At 71.3% G+C, this 20,809-nt stretch carries 19 protein-coding genes; 9 read left to right on the top strand and 10 right to left on the bottom strand.

What is annotated here, in order from left to right; translation table 11 throughout:
• Positions 1 to 110 precede the first annotated feature (110 nt).
• Positions 111 to 524 (bottom strand): roadblock/LC7 domain-containing protein, encoded by a 414-nt coding sequence (locus ACIA8X_RS14110; protein WP_393446068.1) that lies wholly within the window; start codon positions 522 to 524, stop codon positions 111 to 113.
• A gap of 98 nt (positions 525 to 622) precedes the next feature.
• Here ACIA8X_RS14110 and ACIA8X_RS14105 point away from each other — a divergent pair, with 98 nt between their 5' ends.
• Positions 623 to 1,051: a PPOX class F420-dependent oxidoreductase gene (locus tag ACIA8X_RS14105; RefSeq protein ID WP_393446070.1), complete on the top strand. Its 429-nt coding sequence runs from the start codon at positions 623 to 625 to the stop codon at positions 1,049 to 1,051.
• A 45-nt stretch (positions 1,052 to 1,096) separates the two neighbouring features.
• Here the strand turns inward: ACIA8X_RS14105 and ACIA8X_RS14100 are convergent, their stop codons facing one another.
• The 5 genes from ACIA8X_RS14100 to ACIA8X_RS14080 form a co-directional block, all read right to left on the bottom strand.
• A complete protein-coding gene (locus ACIA8X_RS14100) occupies positions 1,097 to 1,711 on the bottom strand; it encodes an ATP/GTP-binding protein (RefSeq protein ID WP_393446072.1) in 615 nt (204 codons plus the stop codon).
• A 135-nt stretch (positions 1,712 to 1,846) separates the two neighbouring features.
• Positions 1,847 to 2,260, bottom strand: a complete 414-nt coding sequence (locus ACIA8X_RS14095) for a DUF742 domain-containing protein (protein WP_093903835.1) — start codon at positions 2,258 to 2,260, stop codon at positions 1,847 to 1,849.
• A 22-nt stretch (positions 2,261 to 2,282) separates the two neighbouring features.
• On the bottom strand, positions 2,283 to 2,720 hold the full coding sequence (locus ACIA8X_RS14090) for a roadblock/LC7 domain-containing protein (protein WP_393446074.1): 438 nt from the start codon (positions 2,718 to 2,720) through the stop codon (positions 2,283 to 2,285).
• Positions 2,717 to 5,272 (bottom strand): nitrate- and nitrite sensing domain-containing protein, encoded by a 2,556-nt coding sequence (locus tag ACIA8X_RS14085; protein ID WP_393446076.1) that lies wholly within the window; start codon positions 5,270 to 5,272, stop codon positions 2,717 to 2,719. The genes ACIA8X_RS14090 and ACIA8X_RS14085 overlap by 4 nt, the downstream gene beginning before the upstream one ends.
• Positions 5,273 to 5,337: 65 nt before the next feature.
• A complete protein-coding gene (locus tag ACIA8X_RS14080) occupies positions 5,338 to 6,111 on the bottom strand; it encodes an MHYT domain-containing protein (RefSeq protein ID WP_393446078.1) in 774 nt (257 codons plus the stop codon).
• 152 nt (positions 6,112 to 6,263) lie between these two features.
• On the opposite strand from ACIA8X_RS14080, the gene ACIA8X_RS14075 reads away from it, so the two are divergent.
• Positions 6,264 to 6,863, top strand: coding sequence for a class I SAM-dependent methyltransferase (locus ACIA8X_RS14075; protein ID WP_393446079.1), 600 nt, complete (start codon positions 6,264 to 6,266; stop codon positions 6,861 to 6,863).
• A gap of 4 nt (positions 6,864 to 6,867) precedes the next feature.
• Here the strand turns inward: ACIA8X_RS14075 and ACIA8X_RS14070 are convergent, their stop codons facing one another.
• Positions 6,868 to 7,623, bottom strand: coding sequence for an alpha/beta fold hydrolase (locus ACIA8X_RS14070; RefSeq protein WP_393446081.1), 756 nt, complete (start codon positions 7,621 to 7,623; stop codon positions 6,868 to 6,870).
• Positions 7,624 to 7,743: 120 nt separating this feature from the next.
• On the opposite strand from ACIA8X_RS14070, the gene ACIA8X_RS14065 reads away from it, so the two are divergent.
• The 3 genes from ACIA8X_RS14065 to ACIA8X_RS14055 all read left to right on the top strand — a co-directional run bounded on the left by ACIA8X_RS14065 (position 7,744) and on the right by ACIA8X_RS14055 (position 10,849).
• The gene (locus tag ACIA8X_RS14065; protein WP_393446083.1) at positions 7,744 to 8,046 is read left to right on the top strand and encodes a hypothetical protein; all 303 of its coding nucleotides are present in this window, start codon (positions 7,744 to 7,746) and stop codon (positions 8,044 to 8,046) included.
• 135 nt (positions 8,047 to 8,181) lie between these two features.
• On the top strand, positions 8,182 to 9,096 hold the full coding sequence (locus ACIA8X_RS14060) for a hypothetical protein (RefSeq protein WP_393446084.1): 915 nt from the start codon (positions 8,182 to 8,184) through the stop codon (positions 9,094 to 9,096).
• Positions 9,097 to 9,454: 358 nt separating this feature from the next.
• Complete coding sequence (locus ACIA8X_RS14055; RefSeq protein ID WP_393446086.1) at positions 9,455 to 10,849, top strand: tannase/feruloyl esterase family alpha/beta hydrolase; 1,395 nt, start codon at positions 9,455 to 9,457, stop codon at positions 10,847 to 10,849.
• A 3-nt stretch (positions 10,850 to 10,852) separates the two neighbouring features.
• Here ACIA8X_RS14055 and ACIA8X_RS14050 read toward each other — a convergent pair whose 3' ends face one another.
• A complete protein-coding gene (locus tag ACIA8X_RS14050) occupies positions 10,853 to 11,035 on the bottom strand; it encodes a hypothetical protein (RefSeq protein WP_031114931.1) in 183 nt (60 codons plus the stop codon).
• Between the two features lie 293 nt (positions 11,036 to 11,328).
• On the opposite strand from ACIA8X_RS14050, the gene ACIA8X_RS14045 reads away from it, so the two are divergent.
• From ACIA8X_RS14045 to ACIA8X_RS14035, 3 genes are all read left to right on the top strand, one after another.
• Positions 11,329 to 14,208, top strand: coding sequence for a DEAD/DEAH box helicase (locus tag ACIA8X_RS14045; protein ID WP_393446088.1), 2,880 nt, complete (start codon positions 11,329 to 11,331; stop codon positions 14,206 to 14,208).
• Positions 14,205 to 15,491: an SWF or SNF family helicase gene (locus tag ACIA8X_RS14040; RefSeq protein WP_393446090.1), complete on the top strand. Its 1,287-nt coding sequence runs from the start codon at positions 14,205 to 14,207 to the stop codon at positions 15,489 to 15,491. Before ACIA8X_RS14045 ends, ACIA8X_RS14040 begins: the two co-directional genes overlap by 4 nt.
• 309 nt (positions 15,492 to 15,800) lie before the next feature.
• The gene (locus ACIA8X_RS14035; RefSeq protein WP_393446092.1) at positions 15,801 to 17,150 is read left to right on the top strand and encodes an esterase-like activity of phytase family protein; all 1,350 of its coding nucleotides are present in this window, start codon (positions 15,801 to 15,803) and stop codon (positions 17,148 to 17,150) included.
• A 102-nt stretch (positions 17,151 to 17,252) separates the two neighbouring features.
• On the opposite strand, the gene ACIA8X_RS14030 is transcribed toward ACIA8X_RS14035, so the two are convergent.
• Both ACIA8X_RS14030 and xylA read right to left on the bottom strand, forming a co-directional pair.
• Positions 17,253 to 17,507, bottom strand: a complete 255-nt coding sequence (locus tag ACIA8X_RS14030) for a hypothetical protein (protein ID WP_393446094.1) — start codon at positions 17,505 to 17,507, stop codon at positions 17,253 to 17,255.
• A gap of 447 nt (positions 17,508 to 17,954) precedes the next feature.
• Positions 17,955 to 19,121, bottom strand: a complete 1,167-nt coding sequence (gene xylA, locus ACIA8X_RS14025; protein WP_393446096.1) for a xylose isomerase — start codon at positions 19,119 to 19,121, stop codon at positions 17,955 to 17,957.
• A 236-nt stretch (positions 19,122 to 19,357) separates the two neighbouring features.
• On the opposite strand from xylA, the gene xylB reads away from it, so the two are divergent.
• Entirely contained in the window at positions 19,358 to 20,803 is a 1,446-nt protein-coding gene (gene xylB, locus ACIA8X_RS14020; protein WP_393446098.1) for a xylulokinase, read from the top strand.
• Positions 20,804 to 20,809 lie beyond the last annotated feature (6 nt).

Raw genomic sequence — 20,809 nt, 5'->3', positions numbered from 1 at the left:
GGAGTCAGTGGCTCACGCTGTGTGCGTTCGCCGTGACAAAACCGTAGCCAATCCGCCAGATCTCGTGGCGAGCCTGTGGATAACTCTGCGGGGGATGACGAATCAGCAGGTCAGAGGTCTGTTACCGGTGCCCGTTCGGGCTGTCGGGCGTCCACGTCGAGATGCTCGCCGACTCGGTTGACGAGCAGGGTCATCTCGTAGGCGATCTGGCCGATGTCGGCCTCGGAGCCGCTGAGTACGCACAGACAACTGCCGGTGCCCGCCGCGGTGACGAACAGGACGGCGTCGTCGAACTCGATCATCGTCTGGCGCACTCGGCCCGCGCCGAAGTGTCGTCCCGAGCCCTTCGCCAGGCTGTGCAGTCCGGACGAGACGGCGGCGAGGTGCTCGGCGTCCTCGCGTCGCAGTCCCGTGCTCGCGCCGGTGACGAGGCCGTCGTTGGACAGCACCAACGCGTGTCGCACATGATCGACGCGCTCTGTCAGGTCGTCCAGGAGCCAGCCAAGTCCCTGGTTCTGCGCCATGATCCGGTCTCCCCGTGTAGATGTCTCCCCCTGCACCGGAGGAATCTCCTTCGCCACCATTCCCGACGATCCGGCCCATGGGCAAGGAGGATGGGGGCATGGCGCAGAAGATGACCGATGAGGAATGGCGTGCGTTCGTCTCGCACGGCACGCGCACCGGCAAGCTGTCGACCGTACGAGCCGACGGGAGCCCGCATGTGACGCCGATCTGGTTCGTGCTCGACGGGGACGAGGTGGTGTTCAACACCGGCGAGTCGAGTGTGAAAGGGCGCAATCTGGCCCGGGACGGCAGGGTGGCGCTGTGCGTGGACGTCGATCAGCCGCCGTACGACTTCGTGGTGCTGCGGGGCCGTGCCCGGATCTCTGCGGATCTCGAGGAGCTGAGGCACTGGGCCGGGCGTATCGGGGCGCGGTACATGGGCGAGGAGCGCGCGGAGGAGTTCGGGGAGCGCAACGGCGTTCCGGGGGAACTCCTGGTCCGCGTCACCATCGAGAAGGTACTGGCGGAGAAGGGCGTCGCGGAGTGAGGGCGATCCCCACGCCGCACGAAGCCTGCGGCGGCTGAGAACCGGTCATCCCACGGAGTCGAGCAGCCGGGCGGTGTGCATCCGTCCGGCGTACTCGACGAGCCGGATCAGCACCTCCTTTCCCGAGTCGCGGTCCCTGGCGTCGCAGAGGACCACGGGCGTTCCCTGGTCCAGGTCGAGGGCGCGTGAGACGTCTTGGGCGCCGTAGGCGCGGGCGCCCGCGAAGCAGTTGACGGCCACGACGAAGGGGATGTGCCGGTGCTCGAAGTAGTCCACGGCGGGGAAGCAGTCCTCCAGGCGCCTGGTGTCGGCGAGGACCACCGCGCCCAGGGCTCCCTGCGACAGTTCGTCCCACAGGAACCAGAAGCGGTCCTGGCCCGGGGTGCCGAAGAGGTAGAGGGACAGGCCGGACCGGATGGTGATGCGTCCGAAGTCCATGGCGACGGTCGTGGTGACCTTCTGGTCGACACCGTCAGTGTCGTCCACCAACTGCCCGGCTTCGCTGAGCAGTTCCTCGGTGCGCAGCGGCCGGATCTCACTGACCGCGCCCACCAGGGTGGTCTTCCCGACGCCGAATCCACCGGCGACAAGGATCTTCAACGCCAGCGCGGTCGTCTCGCCATCGGAGGCGTCGGACGCGTCGGAGTGCTCGGAGACCATCGATCACTTCTCTCTGGAGTGCCGGCATCGGTCGACGTCGCGGTGCGAAGTCAGCATCATGACAACTGCGGCTGACTTTCGAGGCGTTGGACCGCTTTTTGCCCCAGGCGACCGTATCTTTCCTTGAAGTGTCATTTACAGCGCCCGCAATCCTTCGATCACCTCGCGCAGAATCCGCTCGTCCGGAAGCTGCGCGGGCGGTACCGGACGGCTGACGGTGACGCAGCCCATTTCCAGGAGGTCGCCGAGGAGCACCCTGACGACCCCCACGGGCAGATCGGCGCCCGCGGCCAGTTCCGCGACCGACTGCGTCTCCGGACGGCACAGTTCGATGAGGGACCGGTGTTCCGGCCCGAGCGCGGTGTCGTCGTCGGCTCCGGGCGCGGCGGCGTCCAGCGTGACGAGGGCGATCAGGTCGAAACGCACCCCGGTGGGACCGGGCCTGGTCCGCCCGCCCGTCATGGCGTACGGGCGCACGAGGGGCCCGGCCTCGCTGTCGTACCACTGACTGCCCTGCTCGCGCGGAGCGCCCGTAGTGTCCTCCGTCATGTGCGCGGACCGCCCTTCCGTCTCATCCCGCGGCGGGCGGCCGCGCGCTGGCCCGCGTTGGCGTGTAGAGATGCTCGCCGACGCGTTTGACCAGCCGTGCCATCTCATAGGCCACCAGCCCGATGTCGGCGGTCACGGCGGTGAGGACCGCGAGGCAGGAGCCGTCGCCCGCGGCCGCCACGAACAGGAAGGCGTCGTCCATCTCCACCATGGTCTGGCGCACTCCCCCGGCGCCGAAGTGCCGCCCCGCGCCCTTGGCCAGGCTGTGGAAGCCGGACGCGACCGCTGCGAGGTGCTCGGCGTCCTCGCGGCGGAGGCCCGTCGACGCGCCCACGGCGAGTCCGTCGTTGGACAGCACCACGGCGTGCCGCACCTCGCCCACCCGCAGCACCAGGTCGTCCAGCAGCCAGTCGAGTTCGCCGGACCGCTGGGCGGCCCTCATGCTCGGATCCTGGATCATGCGAGATCTCCTTCGCTGCTGTCGCTGCGCGCTGTGGAATCGGGAGTGGCACCGCGGCCGGGCTGCCTGCCGCCGCCGCGCGCCCAGCCGTCGCGGTATGCCGCCATGCGGTCCCTGACGAGTTCGGGGGTACGCCCGTCGTCGTGGCGGGAGGCGACTGTCTCCGGTGGTTCCTCCGGGCGCCCTGCGCGCAGTTGGGGCGCGAGGCTCGCCTGTCGTACACGGCGTGGGAGGTCGTCGGAGGCTTCGGAGTCGTCCGGGGGACGGTGCAGTCGCAAGGTGGTGACTCCGGGGGGTGGGGTGTCGGTCGTGGACCTGGCCACGGGCGGTACGGGAGCCACCAGCGCGGGTCGTTCGGCGGCCGCGTGGACGGATTCCTGGTGCCGGTCGGTGACCCTGTGGACGGATTCCCGGTGCCGGTCGGCGGCGGGCACGCGCGCGTACTCGCGTTCGGCGGACCGCTCGGACTCCGCCTCCCTGCCGGGGGAACGTTCCGCCGTCGCGTTGTGCAGCAGGGACGTGGGCAGCAGGACGACCGCGGTGGTGCCGCCGTACGGCGAGGTACGCAGATGCACCTTGATGCCGTGCCGGGACGCGAGCCTGCTCACCACGAAGAGGCCGAGTCGGTCGCTGTCGAACAGGTCGAGTGCCTCGGACTGCTCGATGCGCCGGTTGGCCTCGGCGAGAGTCTCCTTGCCCATGCCGAGTCCGCGGTCCTCGACCTCGACGGCATAGCCGTTGCCGACGGGCTCGCCGGTGATACGCACGCGCGTGTGGGGCGGTGAGAACTGGGCGGCGTTCTCGACGAGTTCGGCCAGGAGGTGGGTGAGGTCGGCGACGGCCGCGCCTATGACGGACGTCTCGGGGAGTTGTCGTAGCTCCACGCGCGCGTAGTCCTCGACTTCGGAGACGGCCGCGCGAACCACGCTGGTCAGGGAGACGGGCATGCGCCAGGCCCGGCCGGGCGCCGCTCCCGAGAGGATGATCAGGCTCTCCGCGTGGCGTCGCATGCGCGTGGTGAGATGGTCGAGCCGGAAGAGGTCGCTCAGTTCGTTCGGATCGTCGGAACGCCGCTCCATGCTGTCCAGCAGGCTCAGTTGGCGATGCACCAGGACCTGGCTGCGCCGGGCAAGGTTGACGAAGACCCCGGAGATGCCGCTGGCGAGTTCGGCGCGCTCCACGGCGGCCCGCAGAGCGGCACGGTGGACGGTGCCCAGGGCCTCGCCGACCTGACCGGTCTCGTCCTCGGCGGGCGGTCCGGGCGGCGCCTCGGCCCGGATGTCGATCTCCTCGCCGGCCCGCAGCTTCCGCATCGCTTCGGGGAGTTTGCGCCGGGCGATCTCCAGAGCGCCGTTGCGCAGGCTGACCAGTTCGACGACGAGGCCCCGTCCGATACGTACGGAGATCACGAGCGAGGCGACGACAGCGGCGAGCCCGAGCAGTACGGCGGCGCCGGCCGGGCTGAGCAGCCCGCGGGTGAAGGGGTCGGCGCGCTCCGCGACATCGCGCCCGGCGTCCTGCTCGATCGTCCGCATTCCGCCCTGCACGCGTGCGTGTGCCTTGCTCCAGGTGGCTTCCGGCACCGCGTCGATCGCCCGTACGCCCGGTGCGGTGGCGAGGACCTTGTCCTCGACGGCGGCCACGGCTGCGTAGCCGCTGCCGTCGGCGAGGCTCTGCCAGGCCGTGCGTTCGGGGCCCCGCAGGTCGGCGACGGCGGACTCGGTGAGGGTACGGCGGGTGTCGACGGCGCCCGTGAACAGCCGCAGTCGCACTCCGTCGAGACGCCCGGCGAGGCGTGCGCTGTCCAGCACTACGTCCTCCTGGGCCAACGCCTCGCCCGCGCGGGCGAATTCGAGCAGCACGCGCGCGTCGGAGCCGAGTTCGGCGTCCTGGATTCCGCTGAGCGCACCGCCGACCGCGAACGCGCTCGCGATGGTCTGCGTGTATCGCCCGTACGCCTCGTCCCAGCCCGAACGGCCGTCGAGGACAGCAATGCGTACGGTGTTCAGCTGCTCGGCGCCGGTGACGAAGGCGTCGAGTCGGCCGGCCACTCCAGCCGGGAGTTCCTCACCGTCGGCAACCGTGCTGCGGTCGTCGAGCCGCAGCCGTGCCACCGCCCGGCCCGTGTCCCGCGCGAGCTGCTTGTAGTCGCCGCTCTGCCCGGCGGAAGGGTCGCCCGCGTAGCGGACCGCGGCCGCGCGTTCGGCCTGGAGGGCGGCTACGGCGGCCGCGACGGGGGCCCTGATCTCGGAGTCGACGCGCTGCAACTGGCGCAGCCTGGACACGTCCTGTGCGGTGGTGACGGTGGCGTAGGCCCACAGGGCGAGCAGGGAGACGACGGGCACCATCAGCAGGCAGACGATCTTGGCGCGTACGGTGCGTGGCCGTATGCGCCAGCGCTCCGCGCGCGTGGGCGGGGCATCAGGCGACACGCCTGCGGGCTCTTCAGGGCGTTCGTCGGCCGGCGGTCCGGCATGGGCGCGGCGGCCTCGCACGGGGGGCGTGGACGGCGTCGTGCCGTCGGCCGCGGTGGTCCTACGGGGTGTACGCATGGCCTCCTCGCTCGGAAGTGGTTCGGGGGCGTGCCCTCCGGGCCGTCGCCGGTCCGGATCCGCCGCTAGCCGACGGCGCCCTCGACCGGCCGCTGAGCCGACGCGGACGCCTCGCGTTCGCCCGTCGTGGGCGACAGTGCGACAAAGGCCGAGGTCAGGAAGAGGTAGGACCCGAGGCCGACGGCGAGGGGGAAGATGAACTGCATCGCCGTGGCCCCGGGCAGGACTCCGCCGGAGGGCGTGACGTCGACACCGACCGCGAACATGCCGGTGTAGTGCATGCTGCTGACCGCGGCGCCCATGATCAGGGAGGCGATGGTGACGGCGATCGGCGACTTGATGTTGAGCGCCGCCCACAGGGCCGCCGTCGCCGCGACGACCGCGATCAGGACGGAGAGTCCGACGAGGACGGGGTCGTAGGTGACGTCGCCATGGAGCCGTACGGCGGCCATGCCCAGGTAGTGCATGCTCGCGACGCCGAGCCCGGTGGTGAGCCCGCCGAGGAAGAGCGCGCGGGTACGGTCACGGCTGTAGCCGACGGCGAAGACGCCGGCGCAGACGACGGTCATGGCGACGAGGAGGCTCACGATGGTGAGTGGCACGTCGTAGCGGATGTCGGTGCCGCTCACGCTGAAGCCCAGCATGGCCACGAAGTGCATGGTCCAGATGCCGGTGCCGATCGCCGAGGCCGCGGTGATCAGCCAGTTGCGGCGCGACCGGCCGGTGGCGCTCAGCGCGCGGACGGTGCAGCGCAGTCCCAGCGCGGCGCCTATGCACGCCATCACAAACGACAGCACGGGGGTCAGCCAGCCCAAGGCGGCGTGGTCCAGGTGTCCCATGGCTCCGGGACGCTAGCCGCAGCGCGGGCGCGCAAGGGGGGCGCATTTCGAAAGCTGTTGGAATATGACGCACCGATGCACCGGAACGATCGCGTCACGCTCGAACATGTGCACAGCGGTGTCATCCGTCCCGGTGAGGGATCATGCGGAACATGAGCGACGACCACACGCACGTGCAGGAGTTCTTCTCGGCCCGCGCCGCCGACTGGGACACCAAGTTCCCCGACGACGAGCCCGCCCACGCGGCCGCGGTCGCCGAGCTCGGGCTGCGCGAGGGGGCGCGCGTGCTCGACGCGGGCTGCGGCACCGGACGCGCCCTGACGCCGCTGCGTGCCGCCGTGGGGCCCTCGGGAGTGGTCATCGGGGCCGATCTGACCCCGGCGATGCTGGAGGCCGCCGTACGGGCCGGACGGGACCGGGACGGGCAGTTGCTGCTCGCCGACGTGGCCGCGCTGCCGGTGCGGTCGGAGTCGCTCGACGCCGTGTTCGCGGCCGGCCTCATCGCACACCTGCCCCATCCCGCGGCCAACCTGCGGGAGCTGGCCCGCGCGGTGCGCCCGGGCGGCACGCTCGCGCTGTTCCACCCGATCGGCAGGGCGGCGCTCGCGGCCCGCCAGGGCCGGCAGATCACTGCGGACGACCTGCGGGCCGAGCCGAATCTCCGGTCGCTGCTGGCCGGTTCCGGGTGGCGCATGACGTCGTACGTCGACGAGGACGACCGGTTCCTGGCGCTGGCCGTACGGGAGTCCTGACGTCTCAGTTCTGCCCGACGACCGCCGCGACGAAGGCGTCGGGATTGTCGAACATGACGTTGTGACCGGCGCCGGGCACGGTCACGACCCGTACGCCGGCGGCTTCCAGGCCCTTCCTGCCGGGGAGTTCGCCGGTGAGCTCGCCCTGTAGGTACACGCGGTCGACCGACAGCCCTTCGAGGATGTCGCGCATGATCGGCTCGGAGCCGCGCCTCAGCCAGGTGGCACTGCGGTGCAGGGCGCGCGGGTCGGCCAACCTCATGGTCGCCGCCCAGAAGGGCCCGACGGCTTCCAGCACGCGCGCGTACGCGCCGCCGACGAACTCGTCCTCGTCGTAGGCCGTGATCCACGCGCTTCCGGCGGCGGGCGGAGGCGAGGCGTCGAGATTGGCCTCGGTGAGGAGCAGGCGGGTGACGAGGTCGGGCCGACGACGGGCGAGCACAATGGCGACGGAGCCGCCCATGCTGTGCGCGATCAGCTCCACGCCGGTCAGCCCCGCCGCGTCCAGGGCCGTCGCCAGGGCGTCGGCGTGGTCCTCAAGCCGGTACCCGTAGTCCTCGGGCCGGTCGCTGATGCCGTGCCCGGGCAGATCGATGAACAGGCTGCGGCGACCTGCGAGTTCCGGCCGGGCCGCGATGTGGGCGTGGTAGACGGAGGAGACCGACCCCAGTCCGTGCACATACACGCGCGCGGGTCCCTCCCCCGGCGTCTCCGTCCAGCGGATGCAACTGCCCTTGCCGTCGAACTCGGCCTGCCTCATCGCGTCCTCCCCTGGAGCTTCGGCGACCGCCCCCTTCTGTCGCCGAGACTCCAACTCTACGTTGATTACAGGAAGATGGATGATCGGTCAGATCAGCCACACAGGGGGAAGGCGGTCAGTATGTGGGGCAAAGTGCGCGAGTCGTGTGCGAGATTTCTCCGTTCCTTGCGCGTGGAGACGGACACCGGCAAGGACAAGGACAGGCGCACGCACAACCTGTTCGAGGCCGCCGCCGTGTACGTGTCGGCCTGCGCGGAGGACGACCAGGAGCAGATCGACGAGGCCACGGGCTGGGTGTCTCCGGAGGCGCTCTCGTTCGGGGTGAGTGAGCTGGCGTGCCGGGCCGTGATCGCGCTCGCTCGGGAGCGCGACGAGTCGCCGCAGACCGTCGCCCGGTCCCTCCTGGGGCTCCCTGCGGCCTGACACCGCGGACATTCGCGGTCGATTCGCCCCGTCCAGTCGGAAAACTGCAGCTCCGGGTGTGTCTGGGAGTCGTGACAAGCGGCTTCCGGGCGCACTAGGGTGCGCGCCGATGGACGAACCGATGGGGAGGCTGGGATGGCCGGGACGGACGAGGAGGCCGTCGCCGCTGCGGACGACGCGCTCTACGTGCTGACGGCGGTGTTGCTGACACCGGCGCAGTTCCCGAGCGTGCTGGGCGACGACTATCCGGAGGCATGCGCGGCGCTCGACCTCGCGCCGCTCGCCGACGGGTACGGCCTGGTACTGGGCCAGGACGGCGAGGGCGCCCGGTGGACGGTCGTCATCGACGACGTCTCCCTGGTCGCCGTCGCCATCGCGTCCTGGGACTGCGGCATGGAATACGACCTGTCGCCGAACGAACGCACGGTCGTGGCCGCCCTGCCCGGATGGCCCCTCGCGGTGGCCGTCGCCGCACCCAATGTTCCCGCCCCGCACGATCCCGCCCCGGAGGTCGCGGACGGTCCGCTCCTGGCGCCGCCCGACACGAGCGTCTGGGGCCCGGCTCAGCGGCGCCTGGGCGCCGACGAGATCGCCCTGCAGTGGGCGACGTGGCGGGATCAGGTCAACGACGCCGCCTTCGCGACACCGGGCGGCGGGTCGGACGCCGCCGCGGGCAAGGACGAAGGCGAGGACAGGAGCGAGGGCCCAAGCAAGGACCGGGGCGAGGGCGGCGCAGGCAAAGGCCAGGGCGAAGAGGCGGAGAAGGCCGGGGGGAAGGTACGCCACAGCGGAATCCGGCGGGTGCTCGCCGAGGCGCGCGCGTACGTGGACTCCGCGCCGCCCCTCGGCCGCGTCCGGTCGTCGTTCGCCCCGGGTGACGCACGGACCCTGCGTGCGGACGGTCCCGGCTGGTCGCTGGTCGCCAGGACCGACGACATCGCGTTCGTGCTCCTCGACGACGAACCCGGCGAGGTCCTGCCGGTCGGCCGCGGACCGGAGCTGCCCGGGCTGCTGGAAGCTCTCGACAAGATGGCCGTCCGGCCGAACTGAGGCATCGCCCGGGCGATGGGCGGCGGTCTGGAGCAGGCGGCGACCCGCGTCCGGCCAGGCTGCGGTCTGCGGAGCCGGCAGCAGTGCGCGAAACAGATGCCACGGATGCCTCACGCCTGCAGCCACCGGCGATCACTACGGAGCCACCAGGCCTCCTGTTCTATGCGGAGCCACGGGGTCTCCTGTTGCTGTGCGGAGCCCCTTGGCCTCCCATCCCTGTCTCGACGCCCCATTCGACAGCGACGTTCCATGTGGCCCCACCCCATGGAAGGCGCGGAACCAGACCCGCACCATGAGGCAGCCTTCGCGGCTCCGCTCTTCGTGTTGTGTTCCGTCTCCCGCCTTCAAGGAGGCCGTCATGCGCCCGTCCCGAGGTGTCCCGTTCGTCGCCGCCACGCTGCTGGTCGGCGCCCTGAGCTGGCCGACTCCCGCTGCGGCCAAGGCAGTTGGCGAGCACCACTGTGTCCGTCAGGATCGCGTGCGAGTACCCGGCGCGGCATTCCAGCAGAGCGCCTGCCTCTCGGATCTGACCACGGCTGGACTCGCCGGGACGCCCTACACCGACATGGCCGACCAGGCCGGACTGACGGCTCGGGGAACTCGGACGCCGAGCGGGGTTCCCGGGATTCAGATCGACGGATACTTCCCTGACTCCTCCCGCTTCAACGCCACGCACGGCTGGCAGCACGACGCCCAGTTCGTGATCCGGCTGCCGGACCGCTGGAACGGCGGACTGGTCGTCACCGGAGCCCCTGGCACCCGTCGGCAGTACGCCACGGACACGGCGATCTCCGACCAGGCGCTCGCCCTGGGTTACGCCTACGCCTCGACCGACAAGGGCAACAGCGGCGCCGACTTCTACCGCGACGGCAAGCGCCCCGGAGACGCGGTCGCCGAGTGGAACACGCGGACCACCGAGCTCACCCGGGCCGCTCGCAAGGCGGTGGCCCAGCGCTACGGGCAAGCTCCGCGCCGGACGTACATGACCGGCATCTCCAACGGCGGCTATCTCACCCGCTGGCAGCTGGAGAACCATCCCGAGCTGTACGACGGCGGCGTGGACTGGGAGGGTGCCCTGTGGACCACGGACGGCCCCAACCTCCTCACCTCCTTGCCCATTGCAGTGGCACGCGTGCTCGGCGGCGCGCGGGACGAAGACCTGTACGCGGCGGGTTTCGCGCGTGGCTCCGAGTTTCTGTGGCCGTACCACGAGCAGGCCTACTGGGGAGTCACGCAGAAGATCTACCGCGCCGAGTTCGACCCGGCATACGACCCCGGCTGTCCCGGTCCGTCCGCCGGGAGCACGCCGGAGCAGATCCTCGCGCCGTGCGCGTCCGATGCCGCATACGACTACGCGTCCCGTCCGGCGTCCGTCCACCGCGCGGTGAGCCGCATCGCGCTGACCGGGCGCATCGGCAGGCCCCTGATCACGTTGCACGGTGACCTGGACGCGCTGCTGCCGAAGGCCGTCGACTCGGACGTGTACGCGCGCATGGTGGACGCGAGCGGGCGGGGCCCACTGCACCGCTATTTCACGATCGCGGGCGGCACCCATGTCGACGGGCTGTACGACACCTATCCGGACCGGCTCCGGCCGATCCTGCCCTGCTACCGGTCGGCGTTCGACGCGCTGGTGTCATGGGTGGAGCGCGGCACTCGACCGCCCGCGGACCATACCGTCGGCAGGCCCGCGAACGGCGAGGTACTCAACTCCTGCGCGCTGTCCACGCCGGTCGCACCGGATGCCAGGTGAGCATCAGCGACCGAGTTCCTTGCGGGTGGCGCGGCGCAGCCTGCGCCGCTGTGACGGATCGAGCGTGAGATACGCGGCGGCCGGGACTCCCAGAATGATCAGGAGCGCGGCCCACCAGGGCAGCCAGATCAACAGGATGAGACCCGCCGCCACACCTCCCGCGGCGATCTTCGCGTTCTTCGACATGTGCGTCGCCTCCTTCGCGGCCACTGCCGCTCTCTGTCCTGAAAACGGGTCCGCGCTTCCGGCAGTTCCGGACCGCGCCCCTGAGACGACCCTGAGGTGCGGCCCCTACTGGTCACGGAGATCCGGTGACGAAGGAGGTGCGGTCGGTGCACCGGACTCCGCACAGGGCAGATACCCACACCGGCCAATAGGTGACCCAGATCACCGGGCGGGGATGTCGGGTGCGCCGACCAAGTGCTGTACCCTCGGCCACCCAACCGCGAGTAGTCAAATTTGAGGAGCGTCAAAGAGCTGTGCCGAGGCTTTCCGAGGCAACACCGTCCGAGATCTCCGAACTGGCATCCTGCTGTGCCGTTTTCCTACCCGGCGATCCTGCCCGCAGCGGCCGGTTCGCGTTCTGGCGAGCCGATGGCGACGCGGCTCCCTTCGTCGCGTCCGGATCCGTCGACGAACCAGCCGTCGCGCTGCCGATCGAGAGCCTGACAGTCGCGCTGCCTGGAGAGGACGGTGTCGAGCCGGTGAGCGTGCCGGCCGTCGTGCTCCCGGTGCGCGCCGCGCTGCCGGTGCTCACGCGTGCGCGTGCCGACGCGCAGGCCCACCGAGCGGCCACTTTCTGGGGCGCCGCCACGGTGCTGGCCCTGCAGCTCGTCGCACGCGGTCTGCTGCTGCCTGGCCTGTCGACGACCGATCACGACGCCTGGCGCGCCGGCCCTCTGCGACCGGAGGACGTGGAACGCGTCCGCGCCCTTGCCGCCGCGATGCCGCCCGAAGCGCACGCCGTGCCACTGGACGACGTCGAGCCATTGAGGTTGCCGGACCCGGAGCGGCTGCTGCGGGCCTTCCTGGACGCGGTCGCCGACGCGCTGCCCCGCTCCCCCGCCGCGCCGCTCGTGACGGGCGGGCCCGCCTATGCGGCGCCGGAGCCGCAGCGGCTCCCCGACCAGCGCGCGTGGGCCGCCGATGTCGCCGCCGGCCACGACGCGGGCGTACGGATCTCCCTGCGTCTTGAGGTCCCCGGCCTCGCCGCGGCGACACAGGATGACACGGCGCTGTCGTTCCGGGCGGTGCTGCAGGTGCACAGCGTGAGTGATCCGACGCTGGTCGCGGATGCCGGCGACGTGTGGGCGGGATCCGGCGCCTTCGACCCACGCGCGCGGATGGACGCCCTGCTGGCGCTTCGCCGGGCGGCGCGCGCCTGGAACCCGCTCACGCCGTTGCTCTCGGCTGCCGTGCCGGACGCGGTGGAACTCGCCGACGAGGAGGTGACCGACCTCCTGGCCGAGGGCGCCCGGGCCCTCACCGGTGCCGGTGTCGAGGTGCACTGGCCCAAGGAGATGGCCCGCAAACTGACGGCACGCGCGGTGATCGGCCCGCCGGACGACGAGTCCGCGCCCGGCAGGGTCTCCTCGGACACCCCGTCGTTCCTGTCCGCCGACGCGCTGATGGCCTTCAACTGGTGGGTCGCACTGGGCGACCAGCGGCTCACGCGCGAGGAGCTGGACCGTCTCGCCGAAGCGAACCGCCCGGTGGTGCGGCTGCGCGACCAGTGGGTCGTCGTCGATCCTCAGGAGGTGCGACGCGCCCGCGCGCAGCAGGACCACAAGGTGACGCCCATCGACGCGCTCGGCGCCGCTCTGACGGGCTCCACCGAGGTCGACGGCCGCCAGGTCGAGGTCCTGCCCACGGGGTGGCTGGCGGCACTGCGCGAGCGGCTCGCGGATCCCGAGGGACAAGAGCCGGTCGGTCAGCCGACCGCGCTCGCGGCCACGTTGCGGGACTACCAGCGGCGAGGCCTGAGTTGGCTGGCCCGGATGACCTCCCTCGGCCTGGGCTGCTGTCTGGCCGACGACATGGGCCTCGGCAAGACGGTCACGCTCATCGCGTTGCATCTGCACCGGCAGTCCGAAGCCTCGTCCGCCGGTCCGACGCTGGTGGTGTGTCCGACGTCCCTGATGGGCAACTGGCAGCGCGAGATCGAGAAGTTCGCGCCCGGCACGCGCGTGCGTCGCTTCCACGGCTCCCGGCGTGACCTGGACGCCGTGGCGGACGGGGAGTTCGTCCTCACCACGTACGGCACCATGCGTATGGACGCGCGCCGGCTCGCCGAGGTGCCTTGGGGCATGGTCGTGGCGGACGAGGCCCAGCATGTGAAGAACCCCTACTCGGCGACCGCGCGGGAGCTGCGCTCCATCGGCGCACGCGCGCGCGTGGCGCTCACCGGCACGCCGGTCGAGAACAACCTGTCGGAACTGTGGGCGATCCTCGACTGGACCACTCCCGGCCTGCTGGGCCGGCTCGGCACCTTCCGCACCCGCTACGCACAGGCCGTCGAGAGCGGCCAGGACCCGGCCGCCGCCGAACGCCTCACCCGGCTCGTGCGCCCGTTCCTGCTGCGCCGACGCAAGTCCGATCCGGGAATCGCGCCGGAACTGCCGCCTAAGACGGAGACCGATCGCGCCGTGTCCCTCACCGCGGAACAGGCGGGTCTCTACGAGGCCGTGGTCCGCGAGACGCTCGCGGAGATCTCCGGCGCCGACAGCATGGCGCGACGCGGTCTGATCGTGAAGCTCCTGACGGGCCTGAAGCAGATCAGCAACCACCCGGCGCAGTTCCTGAAGGAGGAGCAGCCGAGGATCTCCGGACGCTCGGGGAAGCTGGAGCTGCTGGACGAGTTGCTCGACACCATCCTCGCCGAGGGGGCGAGCGTGCTGGTCTTCACCCAGTACGTGCGCATGGGACGCCTCCTCGAAGAGCATCTGGCGGCCCGCGGCATGCCCTCGCAGTTCCTGCACGGCGGCACACCTGTGGCCGAGCGCGAGGCCCTGGTGCAGCGCTTCCAGGACGGTGAGGTGCCCGTCTTCCTGCTGTCGTTGAAGGCAGCGGGCACGGGTCTGAACCTCACCCGCGCCGAACACGTCGTGCACTACGACCGCTGGTGGAACCCGGCCGTCGAGGCGCAGGCCACCGACCGCGCCTACCGCATCGGGCAGACCCGGCCCGTGCAGGTGCACCGGCTGATCGCCGAGGGGACCATCGAGGACCGCATCGCCGACATGCTGAACCGCAAACGGGAACTGGCCGACGCGGTGCTCGGCGGCGGCGAGGCGGCGCTGACCGAGCTGACGGACGCCGAGCTGGCCGATCTGGTGGAACTGCGAGGGGGCGCGCGATGACTCGACACGACGGTGACCTGGAGCGCACGTTCGCCGCACTGCCTCCAGCGCACGGGAAGGGGTTCGCGCAGACGTGGTGGGGCCAGGCCTGGCTGAAGGCGCTGGAGGATGCGGCGCTGGACTCGCAGCAGCTCAAGGCCGGCCGCAGGCTCGCGCGCGCGGGAGGGGTCGGTGCGGTGTCGGTGCGTCCGGGGCGGATCACGGCCGTCGTGCAGGGCCGCGACCGTACGGCACACCGGGCCGACGTGCTGCTGGAGGAGCTGACCTCGGAACAGTGGGACCGCTTCCTGGACATGACCGTCGAGCGGGCCGGGCATGTCGCGGCGCTGCTGGACCGCGACATGCCACCACACCTGGTGGAGGACGCGGCCGCCACCGGCATCGAACTACTGCCAAGCATGGGCGACTTGGAGCCGGAGTGCGACTGCGACGCCTGGGACCACTGCGGGCACACGGCGGCCCTCTGCTATCAGGTGGCACGGCTCCTGGACCAGGACCCGTTCGTCCTGCTCCTGATGCGCGGACGCGGCGAACGCGACCTGCTGGACGACCTCCAGGCCCGCAGCGCCGCGCCCGCCGGAACGCCGCCCGAACCGTCCGCGTCGGCCGAGCCTGAGGGGGTGGACGCCACGGAGGCGTACGCGGCCGGCGACATCCTCCCGCCGCTGCCCGCCCTGCCCGAACTGCCCACCGAGCCGGGAGTGCCGCCGTCCCTGGACACCGAGACACCTCCCGCGCCCGGCGTCGATCCGGATGCCCTGGAGTTCCTCGCCGCACGGACAGCCGCCGAAGCCCGCCGCCTGCTCGCGGAAGCGCTGCGCACCGGTCCGGAACAGCACGCCATGGATGAGGAGTTGACGCCCGCACAGGACGCGGTGCGCCTCGCCGCCGGTGCCCCCTCCGAGGACGTGGCGGAGCGGCTGGCAGACAGGTCGGGGCGCGGTCGGGAGGGGCTGGCGACGGCCGTGATCGCCTGGCGCCTGGGAGGCGTTGCCGCGCTGTCGGTGCTCGACGAGGAGTGGACCGTCGAGGGCGAAACGCTCGCACGCGTGCGTGCCGCTCTGGAGTCGGCATGGGACGAGGGCGAACGGCCGTCTTTGCGGGCGAAGGGCAACCGCTGGACGGTTGTCGACGCGCCGAACCAACTGCGCCTGGGGCGCGACGGACGATGGTGGCCGTACCGCGAGGAGCGCGGTCGCTGGGTGCCCTCCGGAGGCCCTGCGCAGGATCCGGCGACTGCGCTGGCCTCGGCGGAACTCGTGGCCGAGGACAGGGCGTTGTAGGGCGTGCTCCTGGGGGCTTCGGCAAGGATCGCCTGACCTGTCGAGGCCCCCAGCCCACATCGCCCCAGGCACCCATACCGGCAAGAACCGGCGCGGAAGTGCGCCCGGGTTGACCCGACATGAGGCACTTCGACCCAAGCATCCTCACCGTCGCCGATCAGCTCACCGAGGCATGCGTCGACGTCTGCGCCCCTTGAGAAGTCGGCTCGACGAGTGCCCGTCGCACTGTGTTCACCTCACGGTCGTACGACGTTCCGCGCGGGCTCCAACTGTGGCCGCTGTCAGCGAATTTGGTCCTCAGGAGGCCCGATGTCCCCGCACGCCACCGGTCGGCGCCGCGCTCACCGTTTCGTCGCAGGCGGAGTACCCCTCGCCGTAGTCGCAACGCTCGTGGCCGCCGCCGGACCTGCCGTCGGCGCCGAAGACGCGGACGGCAAGGCGCGCGTCGTGCGCACGGCGACGCTCGGCGACATCCCCCTCGGCGCGTTCAGCAACACGCTGCTGCCCGGCACCGTGGACGACGACCGGGCCGTGGACCTCGGCGGCATCGGCAGCGACATCTACCCGACGAGCCGCAAGGGCGAGTTCTGGACGGTCACCGACCGCGGCCCCAACGGCCAGATCAAGGTGAACGGCACGAAGCGCCGTACGTTCCCCGTGCCGGGCTTCGATCCGGCGATCGTGAAGATCCGGGTGTCGGGAGGCACCGTGCGGGTGCTGGACGCGATCCCGATCACGACCGGGTCCGGGAAGCCCGTCACCGGGCTGTCGAACCAGGAGGGGCGCGATGAGGCACCGTACTCCTACAACGCGCGGACCCCTCTGACGTACAACCCGAACGGGCTGGACACCGAGGGCATCGTGCGGGCCGCCGACGGGAGTTTCTGGCTCGTCGACGAGTACGGTCCGTCCCTTGTGCACGTCTCCGCGCGCGGGAAGGTCCTGACCCGCTACGTGCCCGAGGGGCTCGGCCTCACCGGCACCGACTACCCGGTGGCGGAGGCGCTGCCGTCCGTTCTGCTGCACCGGAAGATCAACCGCGGCTTCGAAGGGCTGGCCCAACTGCCCGGCGGCGACCTGGTGATGGCCGTGCAGAGCCCGCTGTCCCTGCCGGACACCGATGCCGGGGAGGCGTCGCGGACCACGCGGCTGCTGCGGTTCTCGCCGAAGAAGACGGCAGTCACCGCGGAGTACGCGTACCGCTTCGACCCGGTGAACGTGGTGGACCCGAGCGAGGACGACACCTCCGAGCTGAAGATCTCGTCCGTCGTGGCCGTGGGCGGGAACCGGCTGCTGGTCGAGGAGCGCACCGACAAGGCCGCCCGGCTCCATCTGGTGCGTCTGGACCCCGCCTCGAACATCCTGCGTGGCCCCTGGGACGACGACGCGGCCTCTCCGTCGCTTGAGCAGCTCGACGACCCGGCGGCCTCGGGTGTGCCGGTGCTGTCCAAGAAGCTGGTCGTCGACCTGGGCACGGTCGCCGGTGTGCCCGGCAAGATCGAGGGCATCGCGCGCGTGGATCACGACACACTCGCGCTCATCAACGACAACGACTTCGGCATGACCGACGGCGAGGGCACCTTCGACGCCCAGGGCCGACTGGTCGACAGCGGTATGGAGACGTCAGTGATCTACGTGCGGCTGCCGCGCGGCATCTGACCGCCCTTCACGAGACCTGGCTCGACTGCGGTGCACACGCGCGTGGCCGTTGCGTGGCGCCACGCGTGCGTGCCCGCACATCCATGTCCAGCCTGGCTACGCCTACTGCAGCTCCTCCCCCAGGGACGGAAGCAGCGACTCGAGATCGCTCGGAAGGCCGCTGGGCAGCTCGGTGGGGAACCCCGACGGCAGCGATGTCGGCAGCTCGCTCGGCAGCCTGCTGGGGAGCTCCGTCGGGATGCTGAAGGACGGCTTGGGCGTGCCGCTCGTGCTGGTCTCGCCGGATGGCCTCCCGTCGGGCGAGTCGTCGCTTGCCGAGACCATGAGGACCATGGCCACGACGACTCCGACGGCCACGATCGCGACGATCAGGACGAACAGCGGATTCCGCCGCCGCCTCGGTCCACCGCCTCCGTCGGGCGGTTCCGGCGGCGGCCAGTCACCGTACGAGGGCGGGCCGCTGTCGCCCGGAGGGGGACCGTAACCTCCCGGGGGCCCATATCCCCCTGTGGGAGGCGGTCCGAAGCCGCCTCCCGGAGGCGGGGTGTCACCCGGCGGTCCGGGCGGCTGAGGCGGTACGGGCGGCATGGCCATACCGTCCAGAGTTGCCTCATATCCGTCAGGACGCGACCCCTGCGGGCGAGTTGATACGCGCCCATGCCGTGGATCACATGATTCCGGCACATTTCGCGCGAAGCCCCATCAGCACCGTGTACTGCGTACCGCGTACCGCGTGTGACCGGGCCCGCCCCTCGACGGGCGGTCACACGCGGTAGGGCGACGACAGGGCACGCGCGCGTGGCCTCAGCCGCGGGCGCCCAGCAGGTGGTCCATCGCCAGCTGGTCGAGGCGCTCGAAGGCCATCCCGCGCGCGGCGGTCGCCTCGACGTCGAACTCCTCGAAGGCCGTGCGGTCCGCGAGCAGCGACTTGAGGCCGTCGGCGGCGGTCGGCTGCGCCAGCTCGTCCAGGCGCGAGGCGCGCAGGGCCTCCTGGACCTCCGGGTCGGCACGGAAGGCGGCCGAACGCTGCTTCAGGATGAGGTAGTTGCGCATGCAGCCCGCGGCCGAAGCCCACACACCGTCGAGGTCCTCGGTCCGCGGCGGCTTGAAGTCGAAGTGCTTGGGGCCCGCGTAGCCGGCGCTCTCCAGGAGATCGACCAGCCAGAAGGCGGCGCGCAGGTCGCCGGCGCCGAAGCGCAGGTCCTGGTCGTACTTGATGCCGGACTGGCCGTTGAGGTCGATGTGGAAGAGCTTGCCCGCCCACAGGGCCTGCGCGATGCCGTGCGGGAAGTTGAGCCCGGCCATCTGCTCGTGGCCGACCTCGGGGTTGACGCCGTACAGCTCGGGGCGCTCCAGGCGCTCGATGAACGCCAGGGCGTGGCCGACGGTGGGCAGCAGGATGTCGCCGCGCGGCTCGTTCGGCTTGGGCTCGATCGCGAACTTCAGGTCGTAGCCCTGGGAGGTGACGTACTCGCCGAGGAGGTCGAAGGCCTCCTTCATGCGGTCGAGGGCCACGCGTACGTCCTTGGCGGCGCCGGACTCGGCGCCCTCGCGGCCTCCCCAGGCGACGTATGTCTGCGCGCCCAGCTCGACCGCGAGGTCGATGTTGCGGATCGTCTTGCGCAGCGCGTAGCGGCGCACGTCGCGGTCGTTGGCGGTGAACGCTCCGTCCTTGAAGACGGGGTGCGTGAAGAGGTTGGTGGTGGCCATCGGCACCTTCATGCCGGTGGCGTCGAGGGCTTCGCGGAAGCGCTTGATGTGCGCCTCTCGCTCGCTGTCCGAGGACCCGAAGGGGATCAGGTCGTCGTCGTGGAAGGTGACGCCGTGGGCGCCGAGCTCGGCCAGGCGCTGCACCGTCTCGACGGGGTCGAGGGCACGGCGGGTGGCGTCGCCGAAGGGGTCCCGTCCCTGCCAGCCGACGGTCCACAGGCCGAAGGTGAACCTGTCCTCGGGGGTGGGCTGGTAGCTCATGCCGCGGCTCCTTGCTTGCTGACGACTGCTTGCTACGAGTTACTGCGAATGCTCGCTACGAGTTACTACGAGGTTGCTCCGACTATTTCGTCATCGCGGTTTACAAATTAGTATGCCGACGCGTCCCTGGGAAGGGACAAGATGTCGCCAAAGGGGTGAGGTCCGGGTCGTCGTTTTCCGGGGCACCCTTGAAACAGCAGGTCAGATCCCGCGAGCCGCGGAAGAGGGAGAGCCCGATGTCAGCAGCCGAGGGTCCGCTCGTCGTCGGCGTGGACACGTCCACCCAGTCCACGAAAGCGCTGGTCGTCGACGCCTCGACCGGGCGGGTCGTCGCGAGCGGCCAGGCCCCGCACACGGTGTCCTCCGGAGCCGGCCGCGAGAGCGACCCGCGCCAGTGGTGGGAGGCCCTGTGTGAGGCGCTGCGCCAGTGCGGCGACGCCGCGCACGAGGCCGCCGCGGTGTCGATCGGCGGGCAGCAGCACGGCCTGGTCACCCTGGACGCGCAGGGCGAGCCGGTACGTCCGGCGCTGCTGTGGAACGACGTGCGCTCGGCGCCGCAGGCCCGTCGTCTGACCGAGGAGCTCGGCGGCGCGAAGTTCTGGGCCGAGCGCACGGGCTCCGTCCCGGCGGCGTCCTTCACGGTCACGAAGTGGGCCTGGCTGGCCGAGAACGAGCCCGAGGCAGTCCGGGCCACCAAGGCAGTACGTCTCCCCCACGACTACCTGACCGAGCGCCTCACGGGACAGGGCACCACGGACCGCGGCGACGCCTCCGGTACAGGCTGGTGGGCGTCGGGGACGGAGTCGTACGACGAGGAGATCCTCGCGCGCGTGGGGCTCGACCCGGCGCTCCTGCCCCGTGTGGTCCGGCCCGGTGAGGTCGCGGGCACCGTGCGCGACAGCCACGACCTGCCGTTCTCCAAGGGCACCCTGGTCGCCCCCGGCACCGGCGACAATGCCGCCGCCGCCCTGGGCCTCGGTCTGCGACCCGGAATGCCCGTGCTGAGCCTCGGCACGTCGGGCACGGTGTACGCGGTGTCGAGGCGACGCCCCGCCGACCCGACCGGCACCGTGGCAGGGTTCGCCGACGCGCACGGCGACTGGCTGCCGCTGGCCTGCACCCTGAACTGCACGCTCGCCGTCGACCGTCTCGCCGCCCTGCTGGGCCTCGACCGGGAGGCCGTGGAGCCCACCACCGGCCTCACCCTCCTGCCCTACCTGGACGGCGAACGCACCCCGAACCTGCCGAACGCCTCCGGCGTCCTGCACGGCCTGCGCCACGACACGACCGCCGGCCAGCTCCTGCAGGCCGCCTACGACGGCGCGGTCCACGCGCTGCTGGGCGCCCTGGACCTCGTCCTGGACGACGACGCCGACCGTTCGGCCCCGCTGCTGCTGATCGGCGGCGGCGCCCGGGGCACCGCATGGCAGCAGACCGTACGACGGCTGTCGGGGCGCCCGGTGCAGGTGCCGGAGGCCAAGGAACTGGTCGCGCTCGGCGCGGCTGCCCAGGCGGCCGGCCTGCTGACCGGCGAGGATCCGGCAGCGGTCGCCCGGCGCTGGGACACCGCGCGTGGGCCGGTGCTCGACGCCGTGGAGCGGGACGCGAAGACGCTGGCCAGGATCAGCGGGGTACTCTCCGACGCGGCCCCGCTGCTGGAGCGGAACCCAGAGGCCCACTGAGGACGG

The organism is Streptomyces sp. NPDC051738 (genome assembly GCF_044453205.1).
Classification (GTDB): domain Bacteria; phylum Actinomycetota; class Actinomycetes; order Streptomycetales; family Streptomycetaceae; genus Streptomyces.
This window is presented reverse-complemented; position numbering and strand designations above follow the sequence as displayed.

What these genes read in the sequence shown, in the direction of transcription:
- xylA (WP_393446096.1), bottom strand. Translation starts at nt 19,121, where the DNA reads ATGAGCTACCAGCCCACCCCCGAGGACAGGTTCACCTTCGGCCTGTGG.
- xylB (WP_393446098.1), top strand. Translation starts at nt 19,358, where the DNA reads ATGTCAGCAGCCGAGGGTCCGCTCGTCGTCGGCGTGGACACGTCCACC.
- ACIA8X_RS14050 (WP_031114931.1), bottom strand. Translation starts at nt 11,035, where the DNA reads ATGTCGAAGAACGCGAAGATCGCCGCGGGAGGTGTGGCGGCGGGTCTC.
- ACIA8X_RS14090 (WP_393446074.1), bottom strand. Translation starts at nt 2,720, where the DNA reads ATGATCCAGGATCCGAGCATGAGGGCCGCCCAGCGGTCCGGCGAACTC.
- ACIA8X_RS14060 (WP_393446084.1), top strand. Translation starts at nt 8,182, where the DNA reads ATGGCCGGGACGGACGAGGAGGCCGTCGCCGCTGCGGACGACGCGCTC.
- ACIA8X_RS14095 (WP_093903835.1), bottom strand. Translation starts at nt 2,260, where the DNA reads ATGACGGAGGACACTACGGGCGCTCCGCGCGAGCAGGGCAGTCAGTGG.
- ACIA8X_RS14055 (WP_393446086.1), top strand. Translation starts at nt 9,455, where the DNA reads ATGCGCCCGTCCCGAGGTGTCCCGTTCGTCGCCGCCACGCTGCTGGTC.
- ACIA8X_RS14080 (WP_393446078.1), bottom strand. Translation starts at nt 6,111, where the DNA reads ATGGGACACCTGGACCACGCCGCCTTGGGCTGGCTGACCCCCGTGCTG.
- ACIA8X_RS14100 (WP_393446072.1), bottom strand. Translation starts at nt 1,711, where the DNA reads ATGGTCTCCGAGCACTCCGACGCGTCCGACGCCTCCGATGGCGAGACG.
- ACIA8X_RS14035 (WP_393446092.1), top strand. Translation starts at nt 15,801, where the DNA reads ATGTCCCCGCACGCCACCGGTCGGCGCCGCGCTCACCGTTTCGTCGCA.
- ACIA8X_RS14105 (WP_393446070.1), top strand. Translation starts at nt 623, where the DNA reads ATGGCGCAGAAGATGACCGATGAGGAATGGCGTGCGTTCGTCTCGCAC.
- ACIA8X_RS14075 (WP_393446079.1), top strand. Translation starts at nt 6,264, where the DNA reads ATGAGCGACGACCACACGCACGTGCAGGAGTTCTTCTCGGCCCGCGCC.
- ACIA8X_RS14085 (WP_393446076.1), bottom strand. Translation starts at nt 5,272, where the DNA reads ATGCGTACACCCCGTAGGACCACCGCGGCCGACGGCACGACGCCGTCC.
- ACIA8X_RS14070 (WP_393446081.1), bottom strand. Translation starts at nt 7,623, where the DNA reads ATGAGGCAGGCCGAGTTCGACGGCAAGGGCAGTTGCATCCGCTGGACG.
- ACIA8X_RS14040 (WP_393446090.1), top strand. Translation starts at nt 14,205, where the DNA reads ATGACTCGACACGACGGTGACCTGGAGCGCACGTTCGCCGCACTGCCT.
- ACIA8X_RS14065 (WP_393446083.1), top strand. Translation starts at nt 7,744, where the DNA reads ATGTGGGGCAAAGTGCGCGAGTCGTGTGCGAGATTTCTCCGTTCCTTG.
- ACIA8X_RS14110 (WP_393446068.1), bottom strand. Translation starts at nt 524, where the DNA reads ATGGCGCAGAACCAGGGACTTGGCTGGCTCCTGGACGACCTGACAGAG.